This window comes from Streptomyces sp. NPDC005820, from assembly GCF_040630255.1.
In the GTDB taxonomy this organism is placed as follows: domain Bacteria; phylum Actinomycetota; class Actinomycetes; order Streptomycetales; family Streptomycetaceae; genus Streptomyces.
Map to the genome: position 1 here is coordinate 173,350 of NZ_JBEXXE010000005.1, position 18,477 is coordinate 191,826.

Consider the following 18,477-nt stretch of genomic DNA (forward strand, 5'->3'; position numbering starts at 1 on the left):
GTCCCGACGGTCTCTGCCGTCCCGGTCACCCCAGTGGTCCCGGCGAGCCCAGTCGTCCCAGCGGACCCGGCGGCCCCTGGCGTCCCATCCACCCCAGTGGTCCCGGCGAGCCCAGCCGTCCCAGCGGACCCGGCGGCCCCTGCCGTCCCATCCACCCCAGCAGACCTGGCGAGCCCAGCCGTCCCGGCCCGGGTGTCGGCCGTCGGTGTCGGGGCGTCGGCCGTCGGGGCGTCGGTCGTCGGGGCGGTCGTCTGCCGGGGTGTCGGCTGCGGGGTGTCCTCCGCCGTGCGTACGGCCTGTTCCGCCAGGGTGACCAAGGGGTCTTCCGTGGGCTTGGGGCGGCCGGGGAGGACGTTGGAGTTGGCCTCGGCGTCGGCGCCCGGGAGGGAGAAGGCGTGACCGGTGGCGGAGGCGGGGGTGGCGGAGGGGACCGCGGCGGCGGGGGCGGCGGCCAGCAGCGCGGTCGGCAGCACGGCCACGGCCGCGGTTCCGCCCTGCTTCTGCTCACGCAGCTGCACCCGCACCCCGTGCCGGTGGGCGAGCCGGGCCACGACGTACAGGCCGAGGCCGAGACCCTCCTCGCCCTCCTGGTCGTACGGGGTCTCCGGGTCGAAGTCGGCGAGACGGGAGTTGAGCCGGACGAGCCGCTCCGCGTCGAGGCCGATGCCCTCGTCCTGGACGGAGAGCATGACCTCGCCGCTCTCCAGGAGCCAGCCGGAGATCTCGACGGGGAGGTCCGGCGGGGAGAACGAGGTGGCGTTCTCCATGAGTTCGGCGAGGAGATGGCTCAGGTCGTCCGCGGCGAAGCCGGCCACGTGCGCGTGCGGCGGCAGGGAGGAGATACGGACCCGCTCGTAGCGCTCGATCTCGCTGACCGCCGCCCGCACGACGTCCACCAGCGGGATCGGGCCCGCGTGCTGCTGGACGTGCTCGGTGCCGGCCAGGACGAGGAGGTTCTCGCTGTGGCGGCGCATGACGGTGGCGAAGTGGTCGAGCTTGAACAGCGTCGACAGCCGGTCCGGGTCCTGCTCGCGCTCCTCCAGGCTCTCGATCACGGCGAGCTGCCGCTCGACGAGCCCGAGGGTGCGCAGGGCGAGGTTGACGAAGGTGCCGCCGATGGCGCCGCGCAGCCGCTCCAGCTGGGCGGCGGAGTCGGCGAGTTCGGCGCGCAGCTCCTCGCGGGCGTCGGCCATCTTCTGCCGCTGCCCCACGAGGTGCTTGCGGTCGGACTCCAGCGTGTTGACGCGCTCGTGCAGGGCGACGGCGTGCTCGTGCAGGGCGTTGACGGACCGGACGACCTGGGCGAACTCGTCGTTGCGGCCGGTGAACCGGACCGGTTCCTCCGCGCCCGGGTTCTCGGCCTCGGCGAGCCGGGCGGAGCCGCGCCGCAGCACCGACAGCGGGAAGGTGAGGCTGCGGGCCATGCCGGTGCTGACGACGACCGCGAGCAGCATCAGGGCGCCGATCAGCGCGACGCGGATCTCCAGCGCGGTGACGTCGTCGTCGCGGAGCCGCTCGAGGTCCTTGGTGCGGTGGTCGAAGAACGAGGACTCGGCGCCGCGCATCAGCTCGACGCGGGCGGAGAGCGCGGCGTCCAGCTTCTTGGTGCTGGTGCCCAGATCGTCGTCGCTCAGTGTGGGCTGGTCGGTGAGGTCGGCGAGGTACTTCTCGGCGGTGTCGACGTCGCCGCCGGTGACGGTGGAGTCGTAGGAGTCCACCGTGTCGCGCGGGGCGCCCTCACGGAAGTCGGCGAGGGCCGCGTCGGAGCGGACCCGGGCCTGCTGGGCGGCGGCGGTGAGCGCGTCGCGGACCTTGGCGTCGGCGTTCGAGGAGGTCTTCTCGGTGGTCGTCAGACCTGTGGCGGGGTCGTAGACGGTCCGGGAGCTGGTGGGCACGTTCAGCGCGGCGAGCAGCAGCCCGCGGGCCGCGGACGCCTGCTGTACGGCGGCGTCGAGCTCGGCGAGGGCGTAGGCGCCGGAGCCCGCGCGGGGTGGCATGTCCTCGGCGAGCCGGTCGGCGAGGCCGTGCAGCGCGGTGATGATCGCGGAGTACGCCTCGTGCGCCTCGACGGCCGTGTCGTCGCCGGTGAGGGCCTGGGCGCGGACGGACGCGAGGGAGTCGAGGGCGGCGCGCAGCGAGGCGCTGAGGTCCGTCCCCGCCAGTTCGCGTGTCTGCCGGTCCACCCGGGCGCTGCCGTCGGCGGAGGGCGCCTCGGACTTGGGGCGGCCGGCCGCGATGTAGGAGGTGACCTCGTCGCGCTCGTCCGCGAGGGACTGGGCGAGGACGAGGGCGTCCTGGGTCTGCTCGGCGAGCGTGACCAGGTCCTGGGAGTCCTTCAGCTGCCCGGAGGCGGTGAGGACGGCGGGGGCGCCGGCTCCGGCGATGGCGGCGGCCACCACGGCCACCGCGACGATCAGCCGGTTGCGTACGTGGGTGGGACGGCCCTTGCCGACAGGGGTGCGCTCCGCGCCCCCCTCGGAGGCCGTCTGCCTGCCTGTGCGCCGAGGCCGCGTCTTCTGCACCGGTGCTCGCATTCCTGACTCGTGTACCCATGGGCCGGATATGACGCCCCGTCAACTGGTGCGTACGCCCGGTTCGGTCCCCGACCCTCCCAGTGCCGGTGGGCGGGGACCGCGCATCGCCTGCCCCGCCACCCGAAGGAGTGAACATCGGAGGGGAGTTGGCGGGCAAGTTCCTCTGGCGTGTGCAGCGCCCTTGCGCGGCAGGCCGGTTGGACGTGGGCGGCGGGCTTTGACAAGATTCGCCGCCACCGCTTCCCCGACCCCTGCATTACCTCCCAAAACAGGCGTCTGACCTGCGGGCCTACGCCCGTTCGGCGAGCGATGCAAGCCTTTTGCGGAGGCTGTGGAGGGGTCGTGCAGACTGGCCGAATGCGTACGGAACTTGTGTCGCAGCCCGGTGATCCGGCCCGCCCCAACGAGGACTTCGCGAGCGTCGCCCTTCCCGCCTGCGGGCAGGGCGGTTCGGTCGTCGTGCTCGACGGAGTCACTCCGCCGCCGGGCGGCGGGGGCTGTCTGCATTCGGTCCCCTGGTTCACGGCACGGCTGGGCGGGGCCTTGACCGAACTGACCGTTTCGGCACCGGATGTTCCGCTGGTCGAGGCCCTTTCCCTCGCCGTTGCGCGTACCGCCGCGGCCCATGCCGAAACCTGTGACCTTTCTCACCCGCGCACTCCGCAGGCGACGGTGGCCGTGGCGCGCTGGTCGGCGGAGACCGTGGAGTATCTGGTCCTGTCCGACGCGGTGCTGCTGCTCGCCTCCCCGGACGGCTCGGTGACCCCCGTCCTCGACGACCGGCTGGCCCGGCTGCCGCGCGAGCTGCTCAGGAGCGCGGCGTACGTCGACGGCTCGCTGCGCAACCGGGAGGGCGGCTTCTTCACCGCCGCCGCGGATCCGGCGGTGGCCGCGCGGGCGGTGACCGGCAGCGTGCCGCGCGCCGGGGTCGGCGCCCTGGCGGCCCTGTCGGACGGGGCGGCGCGCTGGACGGAGACCTTCCGCGAGGGCACCTGGACGGACCTGTTCGCCCTGGTCCGCGCGCGGGGCGTGCGGGCGCTGGTGGAGCGCGTACGCGAGCTGGAACGCGCGGACGGCGCGGTCGGCGCGGACGGCTCCGGACGGGTGTTCCTGGGGACCGCGAAGACACACGACGACGCGACGGCGGTGTACGTCGAGCTGTAGAGCCGTACGGCTGCCGGCCGGCGCGGGCCCGGGTTACTTCTCCATGCCCCGGTTCAGCTGGTTCAGCAGCCGGGCCAGTTCCGCGACCTCGCGCCGGTCCCAGTCGGAGAAGTGCGTGACGTACCGCTCCCGGCGGGCCTCGCGGACCCGGCCGACCCGGCTGCGGCCCTCCTCGGTCAGGTCGACGAGCCAGGCGCGGCCGTCCGCCGGGTCGGGCTCGCGGGCGATCAGCCCGAGCTGCTCCAGGGCGCGCAGCTGACGGGACATGGTGGCCTTGCCGACGCCGATGTATCCGGCCAGTTCGGTGGCGCGCTGGCGGCCGCACTCCTCCAGCCGCACGAGGAGGCCGTACGCGGCGGACTCCAGGTCCGGATGGACCTCGCGGGCCATCTCGCCCTGGTTGGCGCGGGCGCGCCGGAACAGCACCGTGAGCTCCCGCTCCAGGGAGAGGAACTCCCGGTCGCCCTGGTCCACCCCGCGCGGCGACGGCTCGCCGTTCGCTTCCTCGTGCACGTCAGCACACTCCTGTTTCCGCCGGTGCCCGCCCTGGTCACGGCTCCTCAAGTATTTCGCAGACCGGGACCGGCGGCGGTTTCCCGGGGCGGGGCGGGCGAAGGCCCGGGCCTCCCTCGCGGGGAGCCCGGGCCCTGCCCTTATCCGTCCGCGTCCGTCACGCCGCGGCCGGAACCTCGGGCGACGCGCCGTTCGTGGCGGGCGCGAGCGCCAGTTCCAGGACCTGGCGGACGTCCGTGACGGCGTGGACGTCGAGCTTGTCCAGCACCTCCGCCGGGACGTCGTCCAGGTCGGGTTCGTTGCGCTTGGGGATGACGACCGTCGTCACCCCCGCGCGGTGGGCGGCGAGCAGCTTCTGCTTGACGCCACCGATCGGCAGCACCCGTCCGGTGAGGGAGACCTCGCCGGTCATCGCCACGTCCGTGCGGACCAGCCGGCCCGACAGCAGGGAGGCGAGGGCGGTCGTCATGGTGACGCCGGCGCTCGGGCCGTCCTTGGGGACCGCGCCCGCCGGGAAGTGGATGTGCACGCCCCGGTCCTTCAGATCGGCGACGGGCAGTTCCAGCTCCGCGCCGTGCGAGCGGAGGAAGGACAGGGCGATCTGCGCGCTCTCCTTCATCACGTCCCCGAGCTGACCGGTCAGGGTCAGCCCCGCCGCGCCGGTCTCGGGGTCGGCCAGGGACGCCTCGACGTAGAGCACGTCGCCGCCCGCGCCGGTGACCGCGAGGCCGGTGGCGACACCCGGGACCGCCGTACGGCGCTCGGCCGGGTCCTGGGCGGACTCGGGCACATGGTGCGGCCGCCCGATCAGCGCGCGCAGGTCGGCGTCGGTGATGGTGAACGGCAGCTTCCGCTCGCCCAGTTCGTGCTGGGCGGCGACCTTGCGCAGCAGTCGGGCGATCGACCGCTCCAGGGTGCGTACGCCCGCCTCACGGGTGTACTCGCCGGCGAGCTTGCGCAGCGCGCTCTCGTCGAGGACGACCTCGTCCTTGTTCAGTCCCGCCCGCTCCAGCTGGCGCGGGAGCAGGTGGTCGCGGGCGATGACGACCTTCTCGTCCTCGGTGTAGCCGTCGAGGCGGACCAGCTCCATCCGGTCGAGCAGGGCCTCGGGGATGGCCTCCAGGACGTTGGCGGTGGCGAGGAAGACCACGTCGGACAGGTCCAGCTCGACCTCCAGGTAGTGGTCCCGGAAGGTGTGGTTCTGCGCGGGGTCCAGGACCTCCAGCAGAGCCGCCGCCGGGTCGCCCCGGAAGTCGGAGCCCACCTTGTCGATCTCGTCGAGCAGCACCACCGGGTTCATCGACCCGGCCTCCTTGATCGCCCGCACGATCCGGCCGGGCAGCGCACCGACGTACGTACGGCGGTGACCGCGGACCTCGGCCTCGTCGCGGACGCCGCCGAGGGCGACGCGGACGAACTTGCGGCCCATGGCGTGGGCGACACTCTCGCCGAGGCTCGTCTTTCCGACCCCCGGAGGCCCTACGAGGGCCAGCACGGCACCGCCGCGCCGGCCGCCCACCACACCCAGTCCACGCTCGCTGCGCCGCTTGCGCACGGCAAGGTACTCGGTGATCCGCTCCTTCACGTCCTCGAGGCCCGCGTGCTCGGCGTCGAGGACGGCCTTGGCGCCCTGGATGTCGTACGCGTCCTCGGTCCGTTCGTTCCAGGGCAGTTCGAGGACGGTGTCCAGCCAGGTGCGGATCCAGGAGCCCTCGGGCGACTGGTCGGAGGACCGCTCGAGCTTGTCGACCTCCTTGAGGGCGGCCTCGCGGACCTTCTCGGGCAGGTCGGCGGCCTCCACGCGGGCGCGGTAGTCGTCGGACTCCTCGCCGTCCTTGCCGGCGTCGCCGTTGAGCTCGCGCAGCTCCTTGCGGACGGCTTCCAGCTGGCGGCGCAGCAGGAACTCCCGCTGCTGCTTGTCGACGCCCTCCTGGACGTCCTTGGCGATGGTCTCGGCGACGTCCTGCTCGGCGAGGTGGTCGCGCAGCTGCTGGGTGGCGAGCTTGAGGCGGGCCACCGGGTCGGCGGTCTCCAGCAGCTCCACCTTCTGTTCGGTGGTCAGGAACGGCGAGTAGCCGGAGTTGTCGGCCAGCGCGGAGACGTCGTCGATGGCCTGGACGCGGTCGACGACCTGCCAGGCGCCGCGCTTGCGCAGCCAGGCGGTGGCGAGCGCCTTGTACTCCTTGACCAGGTCGGCGACCTGACCGGGCAGCGGCTCGGCCACGCTCTGGTCGATCCTCGTCCCCTCGACCCAGAGGGCGGCGCCGGGTCCGGTCGTACCGGCGCCGATCTTCACGCGGCCGCGGCCGCGGATCAGCGCGCCCGGGTCGCCGTCGGCCAGTCGGCCGACCTGTTCGACGGTGCCGAGCACACCCGTGCTCGCGTACGTCCCGTCGATACGCGGCACCAGCAGCACCCGTGGCTTTCCGCCCTCGGAGCGGGCGGCGGCCTGAGCGGCCTCCACGGCGGCGCGTACGTCGGTGTCGTTGAGGTCCAGAGGCACCACCATGCCGGGGAGCACGACCTCGTCGTCGAGAGGCAGTACGGGCAGAGTGAGCGATGCGGACGTCGAAGCCATGATCTCCCCTTCGGCAGTCAAGTTGAGTTATGCCGACTCAATGCACATGAGCCCGCGAATGTTCCCCGAGGTGCACCGCGTTCGCTGTGGGCGATCACGAGAGGTGGGTGGTCTCCCGTGGGGCCGCGCCCCCGGTGGCCGAGCCGTGGGGCTGGACGATCGACGTGGGGACGGGCCCGCACCACGTGACCCGGCACGTCCTCGGCGCGACGCACGACGGCGTCGAGGAGGCGACCGTCCGGACGGCGGCCGGGGCCGTGACCGGGGCGGGCGTGTGGCTGAAGGCTTCGCCGACCCGGCGGTCGTCGGCGGCCGGCTCGGCACGGACTGGTGGGTCGACCCCGAACCGGGCCGCCTGATGACGATCCCGCTGACCGGCACCGCCCCCGGCCCCCTGCCTGTCGGCCACCGGCAGCGCACCTGGTCGGCCGGCGGCGTGGCCCGCACGATGATCGTCGCGCCGGACGGTTCCCTGGCGGCGCGCGGCCAGATCGCCCCGACGGGCGCGACGGCGGTCGTCGACCTCGTCGAGACGGCCCCCGCCCACCGCCGCCGGGGCTTCGGCACCCTCGTCCTGCACACCCTCCCGCACACGGCCCACGCCCAGGGCGCCCACACCGCGATCCTGAACGCCACCCCGGAGGGCCGGGCCCTGTACGCGTCCCTGGGCCGGCGGGCGCAGGCACCGGAGACGAGCGCGAGGTTCACGGCAGCCGCGCGCTGAGCCCCACCCCCGGCCCGGCGCCCCCACGGTCACCCCGAAACGCCGCCGGCCACACCCTCGTACCCGCGCGCAAGAGCGGACACCCGAAGCGAGCCCGGCACCCCGAGGCGCTCGGGGGCGCGTCGAGCGGCCATGCACGACCGGCCGTGCCTCCCCGCTCCCGCCTTCCCCCACCCCATCCGCCCACTTCCGGCATTCACCCCGAAGTCACCCGCCGCCGCGACCACAATGCGCGTATGACCGATGACTGGAAGCGACGACTCGACGCGCTGCACGCGGATCTCGTGCGCCGGGACGACCCCGTCGCCTGGGTGATGGAGGCGGACGCCGTGGAGGCCTCCCGGCGCTATCCGCACATCGCGCTGCGCGGGCCCGTCTTCGGTGTCGCCGTCCGGGACCCGGCCGGTGCCGAACCGCGCTGGCGGCTGCTGAAGCCGGTCGTGGACGGCATGCCCCAGCAGGCCCGGGACGGGCTGAACTCGCATCTGTGGTTCATGGCGAAGGACGGCACCGACGACCCGGCCGTCCGGCGCGCGCTCCTCGCGGCCGTCGCGGTGCTGGAGCGTGACCCGGCCGACGAGGTGGAGGCGCTGGGTGTGCGCTACCGGGTCGTACGCGGCGACGAGTTCGCCCGGACCGGCGACGACGGCCTGGAGCCGCCGCGGCCCACGGACCCGGAACCGGTCTGCCCGTCGTGGGAGGAGCGGATGGGGGTCCCCGCCCCCGACGTGGACTTCGCGCTGGATCCCGGCCGGGACGAGGGGCCGATGGCGGGCGCCCTGCGGCTGGGCCTGCGCGATTTCGTGTACGCGGGCGCCCGCTTCCCCGAGGACGTGCTCGCGGACTCGGCGCGGGCGGCCGTCACCCACCCGGACGTGGTGCGGCTGCCCGTCGGCTTCGCGGTGGCCGAGCGCGGCGCCACCGGCTGGAGCCCCTGCGGTTCCCTGCACCCGACGCCGCACGACGCCCGCCGCTCGCTCTACGACGGCATGTCCCGCGTCTGGGCGATGCTGTACCGCTTCGACGACCGCAAGAAGGCCCGCTACGCCCGCGCCGCCGAGGCGTTCCGGGCGGCGGGGCGGGCCGACGAGGCGAGCGTGGAGGACCGGGTGTTCCGGGTCTGCCGCGTCGAGCGGATGGTCCGGATGGGCCCGGACGGCCCGGAGCCGCCCCGCCCGTCGGACGTCGACGAGTACGGCCCCATGAAGATCCACCCGACCCTGCGGGAGGACGGCACGGTCCGCTACGACGACTGACGCCCCTCCCGGCCGCGCCGGTCGCCATACCTTCGCAAGCCCTCCGCCGCATCCCCGCAACACAACTCACAGGCAACTCACGCACACTGCAAGGCGATTCACAGTGAGCAAGCCGCCTGAAACGCGGGCACAACGGGGCCAGGGGGACACATGAGCGACACGACCGACACACCGGGAGAGCGACGGCCGGGCCGCCGCGCCCTCGTCGCCGGAGCGACCGCGATCGCCGCGGGGGCGGTCGCCGCCTCGCTCGCCGTACGGGGGAGCCGTACCGTCGACGCCGGCCGGACCCCGGCCGCGGCCGCCCCCGCACCGGCGGCCCGCCGCAGCGCGCCCCCGGCCTCCCCCGGCCCGCGTCCGCGTTCCGATAACCGTCCGAACATCCTCCTCGTCCTCACCGACGACCAGCCCAAGGACACCGACTGGGCGCTGCGGCAGACGATCGACTGGCTCGGCCGGGGCGGCGTCACCTTCGAGCGCGCGCACGCCAACACCCCGCTGTGCGCGCCGTCGAGGGCGTCCATCATGTCCGGCCGGTACGCCCACCACCACGGCGTCCTCGACACCCGGCACCCCACCCACCTGGACCAGCACACCACCGTCCAGCGTCAGCTGCGCGAGGCCGGCTACCGCACCGGACTGTTCGGCAAGTACCTCAACTACTGGCACCCCGCCGACAACCCGCCCCACTTCGACGAGTGGCTGCTGCAGGAACCGGTCGCCTACGTCGACGGCCACTACAACGACGGCGGTACGGTCCGGACCATCCCCGGCTACAACACCACCGTCATCAAGGACCGCGCCCTCGCCTTCATCGAGCGGTCCCGCACGGACACCCGCCCCTGGTTCGCGTACGTCGCCACGCGCGCGGCGCACGAGGTGAACATCCCGGACGGGACGTACGCCCACACGCGCGTGCCCTCCTGGAAGGGCCGCCCGTCGGTGTTCGAGACGGGGAAGCTGGACAAGCCGCCGTTCCTGCGGACCGCCGACCACTCCTTCGCCGAGGGCAGGGCCCTGCGCACCCGTCAGCTGCGCACCCTGCTCTCCGTGGACGACGCGATGCGCGACTTCCGCGAGAAGCTGCGCGAGCTGGGCCAGCTGGAGAACACCCTGGTGGTGTTCACCAGCGACCACGGCCTGGCCTGGGGCGACCACGGCTGGCTGCGCAAGTCGGTGCCGTACCGGCCGAGCCTGGAGGTGCCGTTCCTGATGTCGTGGCCGGCCGGCGGTCTCGCCGAGGGCGGCCGGGACGACCGGCTGACCTGCCACGTCGACATCGCGCCCACCTTCCTGGCCGCGGCCGGCGTCACCCCCGACACCCCGCACGACGGCCACTCCCTCCTCGACGCCCGCAACGACCGCCACCACGTCCTCGCCGAGTGGTGGTGGAACCGCCAGGACAAGGTCCCGATCCACACCTGGGCCTCGTACGTGGGGAAGAACGAGCAGTACACCGAGTACTACCGGGGCCGCCTGGACGGCGACGGCCGCCCGCGGGGCTCCGGAGAGGTCCTCTTCCGCGAGTACTACGACCTGCGCGCCGACCCCTACCAACTGACCAACCTGCTGCACCTGGCGAGCCCCCAGGACGAACAACGCCTGGGAATCCCGGCTCTGGCCGAGGGACTGGCGGCGGCGAGGGCCGCCTAGAGCCTGTCGTTTGGATCAGGTCGGCTGAGCCGACGTGGCCTCTCGGCCGAGCCGAGCGGGGTGTGGTGCGTGCGGCTGCAAGGCGGAGGAGGGCGGCGACGCGATGGGGGTCCCCCCGCTCGAGCGCAGCCGAGAGCGGGAGTCGTCAACCGACGACAACGCCGCAGACGCGCGTGCCACACCCCGCGACGCGCGGCATGATCCAAACGACAGGCCCTAGGAGCGGCCCCCGGCCCGCTCCCGGCTCCACCGGCGCGCCCACGGCCAGGTCCCGATCCCTATGGTCAGCGCGATCAGATGTCCCCAGTTGGTGAGCGGGTCGGTGAAGGCGATCAGGTCCTGGAGGAGCATGCCGCCGAAGGCGGCGAGGAGGGGGAGGCGCAGCCAGGGGCGGAGCAGGCCGGCCAGGGCGCCCACGCCGCAGGCCACGCCGAAGCTGATGCCGTAGTCGAGGCGGTGCAGGGAGCTGTCGGGCAGATGGCCGACCAGGACGGCGAGACCGACCGGGACCTCGGTGGCGAGGGTGGCGAGGACATGGCCGAGGAGGAAGACGACGGCCGTGCGCGCGCCGCCGAGGCGCCGTTCCAGCGCGCCGAGGACGATCAGGAAGCCCAGGGTGAAGGGCGAGACGAGCCCGCCGGCCACCCACAGCGCGCTGGCGATCAGCACCAGTGCCGGGGCGGTCAGCAGATGGGCCACGTCGGTGCTGGAGTCCTGGTGCAGGGCGTGCACGAGGGCCGGGTCGGCGTGCGCGGCGACGTAGGAGGTGACGGCGAGGACGGCGGCGTAGGACAGGGTGAAGGGGACGGGGATCCGGGGCAGGCGCAGGCGCCGGGCCCGCGGGGTCGCCTCGGCGGGCTGCGTGACCGGCCGTGGGACACGCTGGCCGGGGATGGCGTCCAGCAGTCCGGACACATCGGGAAGGGGCGGGCTCGTACGGGCCACCGTGGGTTCCACCGGGAGTCGCTCCTTCCGTTTCACCCCACCCTTCGTGGCCGACCTGTGCCGTGTCTGTGATCGGCGCCACCCGGAGGCCGATTCACAGGAAGCTCTGAGATTCCCCGGGGCTTCACGACACTCAGCGCACAGGCGTTCGTCAACGTCACACCGGCCTCGCACCCCCGTCCGACCGGCCGTCCCCGTAATTCGTCAACGGACCGTCAGGAAAGTGCCAGGATGGGCCGATGCCCAGTTCGTACGACATCCCCGACGCACCCGTCGTGCTCGACCGTCGCGAGGGGCCCCATGGCGAGGTCGTGCTGCGCCGGCACGGCGAACTGCTCCAGATCATCGCCAACGGCTGCTTCCTGATGGACACCTCCGACGGCCGCTCGGAGCGGCTGCTCGTCGACGCCGCGCTCGCCGCGCTGGACGGCCGCCCGGCACCGAAGCTGCTGATCGGCGGCCTGGGCGTCGGGTTCTCGCTGGCGCACGCCGCCGCCGATCCGCGCTGGGGCGCGATCACCGTCGTGGAGCGGGAGCGGGCCGTCGTCGACTGGCATCTCGACGGGCCGCTCGGGGAACTCTCGGCGCGGGCGCTCGCCGATCCGCGCACGAAGGTCGTGGAAGCGGACCTGCTGGATTATGTCCGTGAGACGTACGACACGTTCGACGCGATGTGCCTGGACATCGACAACGGGCCCGGCTGGACCGTCACCGAGGGCAACGACAGCCTGTACTCACCGGCCGGACTCACCGGCTGCGCAAGGGTGTTGACACCCGGTGGTGTCCTGGCCGTCTGGTCCGCCCGCCCCTCTCCGGAATTCGAGGGAACCTTGGGGAATGCCGGGTTCCGGCAGGTGCGTACCGAAGAGGTCCCGGTTGCCCGAGGCGTGCCGGACGTCGTGCACCTCGCCGTCCGTCCCGCCGTCGGGCCTGGATAGCAATGCGTCGGTGACTCCGGGTACGTTGCATCCCTGACGCCGATCATTTACGCGTCAACCGCAGTCATGCGCAGACAAGGGATCACCCCACTGGTTCCGGAAAGCACACTCAGGGGCGGGCGATGGAGACGACACACACCTCGCACAACGGCACGACGACGGCGACCCCGGGCGCACAGCGGCGCGTCCTGGTGGTCGAGGACGACCCGACCATCGTCGACGCCATCGCGGTCCGCCTGCGCGCCGAGGGATTCCTCGTGCAAACAGCGGGTGACGGTCCGGCGGCCGTCGACACCGCCGAGGCCTGGCAGCCCGATCTGCTGATCCTCGACATCATGCTGCCCGGCTTCGACGGTCTGGAGGTCTGCCGCCGAGTGCAGGCCGCCCGTCCGGTGCCGGTGCTCATGCTCACGGCGCGCGACGACGAGACCGACATGCTGGTCGGGCTCGGCGTGGGCGCCGACGACTACATGACCAAGCCGTTCTCGATGCGGGAGCTGGCCGCCCGCGTGCATGTGCTGCTGCGCCGGGTGGAGCGGGCCGCGATCGCGGCCACCACGCCCCGCAGCGGCATCCTGCGCCTCGGCGAGCTGGAGATCGACCACGCGCAGCGCCGGGTGCGGGTGCGCTCGGAGGACGTGCACCTCACGCCCACCGAGTTCGACCTGCTGGTCTGCCTGGCGAACACCCCGCGCGCGGTGCTCTCCCGTGAGCAGCTCCTCGCCGAGGTCTGGGACTGGGCGGACGCCTCCGGCACCCGCACGGTCGACAGCCACATCAAGGCGCTGCGCCGGAAGATCGGCGCGGAGCGGATCCGTACGGTGCACGGCGTGGGCTACGCGCTGGAGACCCCGACGCCATGAGCGGCGCGGACGGACCGAGAAGCCCCGGCTCCGGGCCGGGCGAGCCCTGGGGCGGCGTGCGCCCGTTCTCGGTCAAGACCAAGCTGGGCGCGCTCGTCGTCATCTCGGTGCTGATCACCACGGGTCTGTCGATGATCGCGGTGCACACCAAGACGGAGCTCCGCTTCATCACGGTCTTCTCGATGATCGCCACGCTGCTGATTACGCAGTTCGTGGCGCATTCGCTCACCGCGCCGCTGGACGAGATGAACGCGGTCGCGCGCTCCATCTCGCACGGTGACTACACCCGCCGGGTCCGTGAGAACCGGCGGGACGAGCTGGGCGACCTGGCCCAGACGATCAACGTGATGGCGGACGAGCTGGAGGCGCAGGACGCCCAGCGCAAGGAGCTGGTCGCCAACGTCTCGCACGAGCTGCGCACCCCGATCGCGGGGCTGCGCGCGGTCCTGGAGAACGTGGTCGACGGGATCGCCGAGGCCGATCCCGAGACGATGCGTACGGCGCTGAAGCAGACGGAGCGGCTCGGGCGGCTGGTGGAGACGCTGCTCGACCTGTCCCGGCTCGACAACGGCGTCGTACGGCTGCGCATGCGCCGTTTCGAGGTGTGGCCGTATCTGTCGGGCGTGCTGAAGGAGGCCAACATGGTGTCCTCGGCGCGCGCGACCATGGGCTCGGGCGGCAGCCACACGCGCACGGACGTCCATCTGCACCTGGACGTGACCCCTCCGGAGCTGACCGCGCACGCGGACCCGGAGCGCATCCACCAGGTCGTGGCGAACTTGATCGACAACGCGGTCAAGCACAGCCCGCCGCACGGCCGGGTGACGGTGAAGGCGCGGCGCGGGACGCAGCCGGACTCGCTGGAGCTGGAGGTCCTGGACGAGGGCCCCGGCATACCGCGCTCGGAGTGGCACCGCGTGTTCGAGAGGTTCAACCGGGGAGCCGTCCGCCGGCCGCACGGTCCGGGCAGCGACGGCGGTACGGGTCTGGGGCTGGCGATCGCCCGATGGGCGGTCGATCTCCACGGCGGACGGATCGGAGTGGCCGAATCCGAGCGGGGTTGCCGGATTCTTATCACTCTTCCGGGAGAGCCTTCTCTTCCAAGTTGACGTAAAGTGCGAACCGGAGCCTCAAGATCCACCGGCTGTCCGCGCTGTCGGACACGTGTGATCAGGCGGAGGACCGGTGCAGGTGGGCACCGGTTCGCACGCGGTCCGCACGGTTGCTGTGCGCGACCTGTCTCAACGCACCCTTTTCTGAGCGCAACCGCGCTTGTTTCCCGCCATTTCAACCCCCGAAACACACTTTCTGATGTGACTTACGCGACGATGGACCGGCTCGACCTGACCTTCGTGCTCTTGGGGGCGTAGCCTTTATTCCCGCTGTCCATCACCTTGTGAAGCGGAAGAGGGCGGTTGCCGCCGTGTCGCCACAGTCCCCCAGTAACGCATCGAGCATCTCGACCGACGCAGACCAAGCGGGCAAGAACCCCGCTGCCGCGTTCGGCCCGAACGAGTGGCTCGTCGACGAGATCTATCAGCAGTACCTCCAGGACCCGAATTCGGTAGACCGTGCCTGGTGGGACTTCTTCGCCGACTACAAGCCGGGTGCGGCCACGCCCTCGGCTCCGGCGGGTACTGCGGCCGCGGGGGCCGCAGCCACCACCACACCTCCGGCGCCCGCCGCCCCGGCCGCTCCGGCTCCCGTGCCGGCCCCGGCCGCCGCCCCGAAGCCCGCTGCCGCCGCCCCGGCCCCGGCCGCGCCCGCTCCCGCGAAGGCCGCCCCGGCGCCCGCGAAGCCGGCCGCCGCCGCTCCCCAGGCCGCAGCCGCCGCCGCGCCCGAGGGCCCCGAGCTGATCACGCTGCGCGGCCCGGCCGCCGCGGTCGCGAAGAACATGAACGCCTCGCTGGAGCTGCCGACGGCCACCTCGGTCCGCGCGGTCCCGGTGAAGCTGCTGTTCGACAACCGCATCGTCATCAACAACCACCTCAAGCGCGCCCGGGGCGGGAAGATCTCCTTCACGCACCTGATCGGCTTCGCGATGGTGCAGGCCATCAAGGCCATGCCGTCGATGAACTGGCACTACGCGGAGAAGGACGGGAAGCCCACCCTCGTCAAGCCGCCGCACGTCAACTTCGGCCTGGCCATCGACCTGGTGAAGCCCAACGGCGACCGCCAGCTCGTCGTCGCCGGCATCAAGAAGGCCGAGACGCTGAACTTCTTCGAGTTCTGGCAGGCCTACGAGGACATCGTCCGCCGCGCCCGCGACGGCAAGCTGACGATGGACGACTTCACCGGTGTCACGGTCTCCCTGACCAACCCCGGCGGCCTCGGCACCGTCCACTCCGTGCCGCGTCTGATGCCCGGCCAGTCGGTCATCATGGGCGTCGGCTCCATGGACTACCCGGCGGAGTTCCAGGGCACCAGCCAGGACACCCTGAACAAGCTCGGCATCTCCAAGGTCATGACGCTCACGTCGACCTACGACCACCGGGTCATCCAGGGCGCCGCCTCCGGCGAGTTCCTGCGGATCGTCGCCAACTTCCTCCTCGGCGAGGGCGGCTTCTACGACGAGATCTTCGAGGCGCTGCGCATCCCCTACGAGCCGGTCCGCTGGCTCAAGGACATCGACGCCAGCCACGACGACGACGTCACCAAGGCCGCGCGGGTCTTCGAGCTGATCCACTCCTACCGGGTCCGCGGCCACGTCATGGCCGACACCGACCCGCTGGAGTACCGCCAGCGCAAGCACCCCGACCTGGACATCACCGAGCACGGCCTCACCCTGTGGGACCTGGAGCGCGAGTTCGCCGTCGGCGGCTTCGCCGGCAAGTCCCTGATGAAGCTGCGCGACATCCTCGGCGTGCTGCGCGACTCGTACTGCCGCACCACCGGCGTCGAGTTCATGCACATCCAGGACCCGAAGCAGCGCCGCTGGATCCAGGACCGCATCGAGCGCGCGCACACCAAGCCGGAGCGCGAGGAGCAGCTGCGCATCCTGCGCCGCCTGAACGCGGCGGAGGCCTTCGAGACCTTCCTCCAGACGAAGTACGTCGGCCAGAAGCGCTTCTCCCTGGAGGGCGGCGAGTCCGTCATCCCGCTGCTCGACGCGGTCATCGACAGCGCGGCGGAGTCCCGACTGGACGAGGTCGTCATCGGCATGGCCCACCGCGGCCGCCTCAACGTCCTCGCCAACATCGTCGGCAAGTCGTACGCGCAGATCTTCCGCGAGTTCGAGGGCAACCTCGACCCGAAGTCGATGCACGGCTCCGGCGACGTGAAGTACCACCTGGGCGCCCAGGGCACCTTCACCGGCCTCGACGGCGAGCAGATCAGGGTCTCGCTGGCCGCGAACCCGTCCCACCTGGAGACGGTCGACCCGATCATCGAGGGCATCAGCCGCGCCAAGCAGGACATCATCAACAAGGGCGGCACGGACTTCACCGTCCTGCCGGTGGCCCTGCACGGCGACGCGGCCTTCGCGGGCCAGGGCGTGGTGGCCGAGACCCTGAACATGTCGCAGCTGCGCGGCTACCGCACCGGCGGCACGGTCCACATCGTCATCAACAACCAGGTCGGCTTCACCGCGGCCCCCGAGTCCTCGCGCTCCTCCATGTACGCGACGGACGTGGCCCGCATGATCGAGGCTCCGATCTTCCACGTGAACGGCGACGACCCGGAGGCCGTGGTCCGCGTCGCGCGGCTCGCCTTCGAGTTCCGCCAGGCGTTCAACAAGGACGTGGTGATCGACCTCATCTGCTACCGCCGCCGCGGTCACAACGAGTCGGACAACCCGGCCTTCACCCAGCCGCTGATGTACGACCTGATCGACAAGAAGCGCTCGGTGCGCAAGCTCTACACCGAGTCCCTGATCGGTCGCGGCGACATCACCCTGGAAGAGGCCGAGCAGGCCCTGCAGGACTACCAGGGCCAGCTGGAGAAGGTCTTCACGGAGGTCCGCGAGGCCACCGCGCAGCCCGCCCCCGGCGACTCCCACGACCCGCAGGACGGCTTCCCCGTCGCCGTCCCGACCGCGGTCTCCGCCGAGGTCGTCAAGCGCATCGCCGAGTCCCAGGTCAACATCCCCGACTACTTCCACGTGCACCCGCGTCTGCTGCCGCAGCTGCAGCGCCGTGCGGCGATGGTCGAGGACGGCACGATCGACTGGGGCATGGGCGAGACCCTCGCGGTCGGCTCCCTCCTCCTGGAGGGCGTCCCGGTCCGGCTGTCCGGCCAGGACTCCCAGCGCGGCACCTTCGGCCAGCGCCACGCGGTCCTCATCGACCGCGAGACGGGCGAGGAGCACACCCCGCTCCAGTACCTCAACGAGGAGCAGGCCCGCTACAACGTCTACAACTCCCTGCTGTCCGAGTACGCGGTCATGGGCTTCGAGTACGGCTACTCGCTGGCCCGCCCCGACGCGCTCGTGATGTGGGAGGCGCAGTTCGGCGACTTCGTCAACGGCGCGCAGACGGTGGTCGACGAGTACATCTCGGCGGCCGAGCAGAAGTGGGGCCAGACGAGCGGTGTCACGCTCCTCCTCCCCCACGGCTACGAGGGCCAGGGCCCGGACCACTCCTCGGCCCGAGTCGAGCGCTTCCTGCAGCTCTGCGCCCAGAACAACATGACGGTCGCGATGCCGACGCTCCCGTCGAACTACTTCCACCTCCTGCGGTGGCAGGTGCACAACCCGCACCACAAGCCGCTGGTCGTCTTCACCCCGAAGTCGATGCTGCGTCTGAAGGCCGCCGCGTCGAAGGCGGAGGAGTTCACGAGCGGCGAGTTCCGCCCGGTCATCGGCGACGCCTCGGTCGAGCCGAACGCCGTCAAGAAGGTCGTCTTCTGCTCCGGCAAGGTCTACTACGACCTGGACGCCGAGCGGCAGAAGCGCGGCGCCACGGACACGGCGATCATCCGCCTCGAGCGCCTCTACCCGCTGCCGGGTGCCGAGGTCCAGGCGGAGGTCAACAAGTACCCGAACGCCGAGAAGTACCTGTGGGCCCAGGAGGAGCCGGCCAACCAGGGCGCCTGGCCGTTCATCGCCCTGAACCTGATCGACCACCTGGACCTGGCGGTCGGCGCCGACGTCCCGCACGGCGAGCGGCTGCGCCGCATCTCGCGGCCGCACGGCTCGTCCCCGGCCGTCGGCTCCGCCAAGCGCCACCAGGCGGAGCAGGAGCAGCTGGTGCGCGAGGTGTTCGAGGCGTGAGCCTCTGACCCATCGGCAAAAGAGCCCGCCCCCGGAGATCTCCGGGGGCGGGCTCTTTGTCGTACGCCGGTCGTCGTATGTCGGTCGTCGTACGTCAGTT

General features: G+C 72.1%; 12 protein-coding genes. 8 read left to right on the forward strand and 4 right to left on the reverse strand.

All coding sequences use genetic code 11. The features are described 5' to 3' along the window. Window positions 1-2,522: nitrate- and nitrite sensing domain-containing protein (locus ABZ464_RS08215; protein WP_359272645.1), on the reverse strand; the 2,522-nt coding region annotated here is incomplete at its 3' end. Between the two features lie 369 nt (window positions 2,523-2,891). Between ABZ464_RS08215 and ABZ464_RS08220 the strand changes: the two genes are divergently transcribed. Further along, window positions 2,892-3,698: a hypothetical protein gene (locus ABZ464_RS08220; protein ID WP_359272648.1), complete on the forward strand. Its 807-nt coding sequence runs from the start codon at window positions 2,892-2,894 to the stop codon at window positions 3,696-3,698. Window positions 3,699-3,731: 33 nt separating this feature from the next. Here ABZ464_RS08220 and ABZ464_RS08225 read toward each other — a convergent pair whose 3' ends face one another. Together ABZ464_RS08225 and lon are read right to left on the reverse strand one after the other, a co-directional pair. Beyond that, window positions 3,732-4,211: a MarR family transcriptional regulator gene (locus ABZ464_RS08225; RefSeq protein ID WP_359272651.1), complete on the reverse strand. Its 480-nt coding sequence runs from the start codon at window positions 4,209-4,211 to the stop codon at window positions 3,732-3,734. 157 nt (window positions 4,212-4,368) lie between these two features. Then, a complete protein-coding gene (gene lon / locus ABZ464_RS08230; RefSeq protein WP_359272653.1) occupies window positions 4,369-6,789 on the reverse strand; it encodes an endopeptidase La in 2,421 nt (806 codons plus the stop codon). Window positions 6,790-7,063: 274 nt separating this feature from the next. Here lon and ABZ464_RS08235 point away from each other — a divergent pair, with 274 nt between their 5' ends. From ABZ464_RS08235 to ABZ464_RS08245, 3 genes are all read left to right on the forward strand, one after another. Continuing rightward, window positions 7,064-7,513: a GNAT family N-acetyltransferase gene (locus tag ABZ464_RS08235; protein ID WP_359272656.1), complete on the forward strand. Its 450-nt coding sequence runs from the start codon at window positions 7,064-7,066 to the stop codon at window positions 7,511-7,513. A 236-nt stretch (window positions 7,514-7,749) separates the two neighbouring features. Beyond that, window positions 7,750-8,769, forward strand: a complete 1,020-nt coding sequence (locus ABZ464_RS08240) for a DUF5954 family protein (RefSeq protein ID WP_359272658.1) — start codon at window positions 7,750-7,752, stop codon at window positions 8,767-8,769. Window positions 8,770-8,919: 150 nt separating this feature from the next. Beyond that, window positions 8,920-10,422: a sulfatase gene (locus ABZ464_RS08245; protein WP_359272660.1), complete on the forward strand. Its 1,503-nt coding sequence runs from the start codon at window positions 8,920-8,922 to the stop codon at window positions 10,420-10,422. Window positions 10,423-10,638: 216 nt separating this feature from the next. On the opposite strand, the gene ABZ464_RS08250 is transcribed toward ABZ464_RS08245, so the two are convergent. After that, on the reverse strand, window positions 10,639-11,379 hold the full coding sequence (locus ABZ464_RS08250; RefSeq protein WP_359272662.1) for a rhomboid-like protein: 741 nt from the start codon (window positions 11,377-11,379) through the stop codon (window positions 10,639-10,641). A 227-nt stretch (window positions 11,380-11,606) separates the two neighbouring features. Between ABZ464_RS08250 and ABZ464_RS08255 the strand changes: the two genes are divergently transcribed. From ABZ464_RS08255 to ABZ464_RS08270, 4 genes are all read left to right on the forward strand, one after another. Further along, complete coding sequence (locus tag ABZ464_RS08255; RefSeq protein WP_359272664.1) at window positions 11,607-12,305, forward strand: spermidine synthase; 699 nt, start codon at window positions 11,607-11,609, stop codon at window positions 12,303-12,305. A gap of 122 nt (window positions 12,306-12,427) precedes the next feature. Continuing rightward, the gene (locus tag ABZ464_RS08260) at window positions 12,428-13,168 is read left to right on the forward strand and encodes a response regulator transcription factor (protein WP_055635373.1); all 741 of its coding nucleotides are present in this window, start codon (window positions 12,428-12,430) and stop codon (window positions 13,166-13,168) included. Continuing rightward, window positions 13,165-14,277: an ATP-binding protein gene (locus ABZ464_RS08265; RefSeq protein WP_359272666.1), complete on the forward strand. Its 1,113-nt coding sequence runs from the start codon at window positions 13,165-13,167 to the stop codon at window positions 14,275-14,277. Before ABZ464_RS08260 ends, ABZ464_RS08265 begins: the two co-directional genes overlap by 4 nt. A gap of 314 nt (window positions 14,278-14,591) precedes the next feature. Further along, window positions 14,592-18,377 carry a multifunctional oxoglutarate decarboxylase/oxoglutarate dehydrogenase thiamine pyrophosphate-binding subunit/dihydrolipoyllysine-residue succinyltransferase subunit gene (locus ABZ464_RS08270; RefSeq protein ID WP_359272668.1) on the forward strand — a complete coding sequence of 1,262 codons (3,786 nt, stop codon included), beginning with the start codon at window positions 14,592-14,594 and terminating at the stop codon, window positions 18,375-18,377. Window positions 18,378-18,477 lie beyond the last annotated feature (100 nt).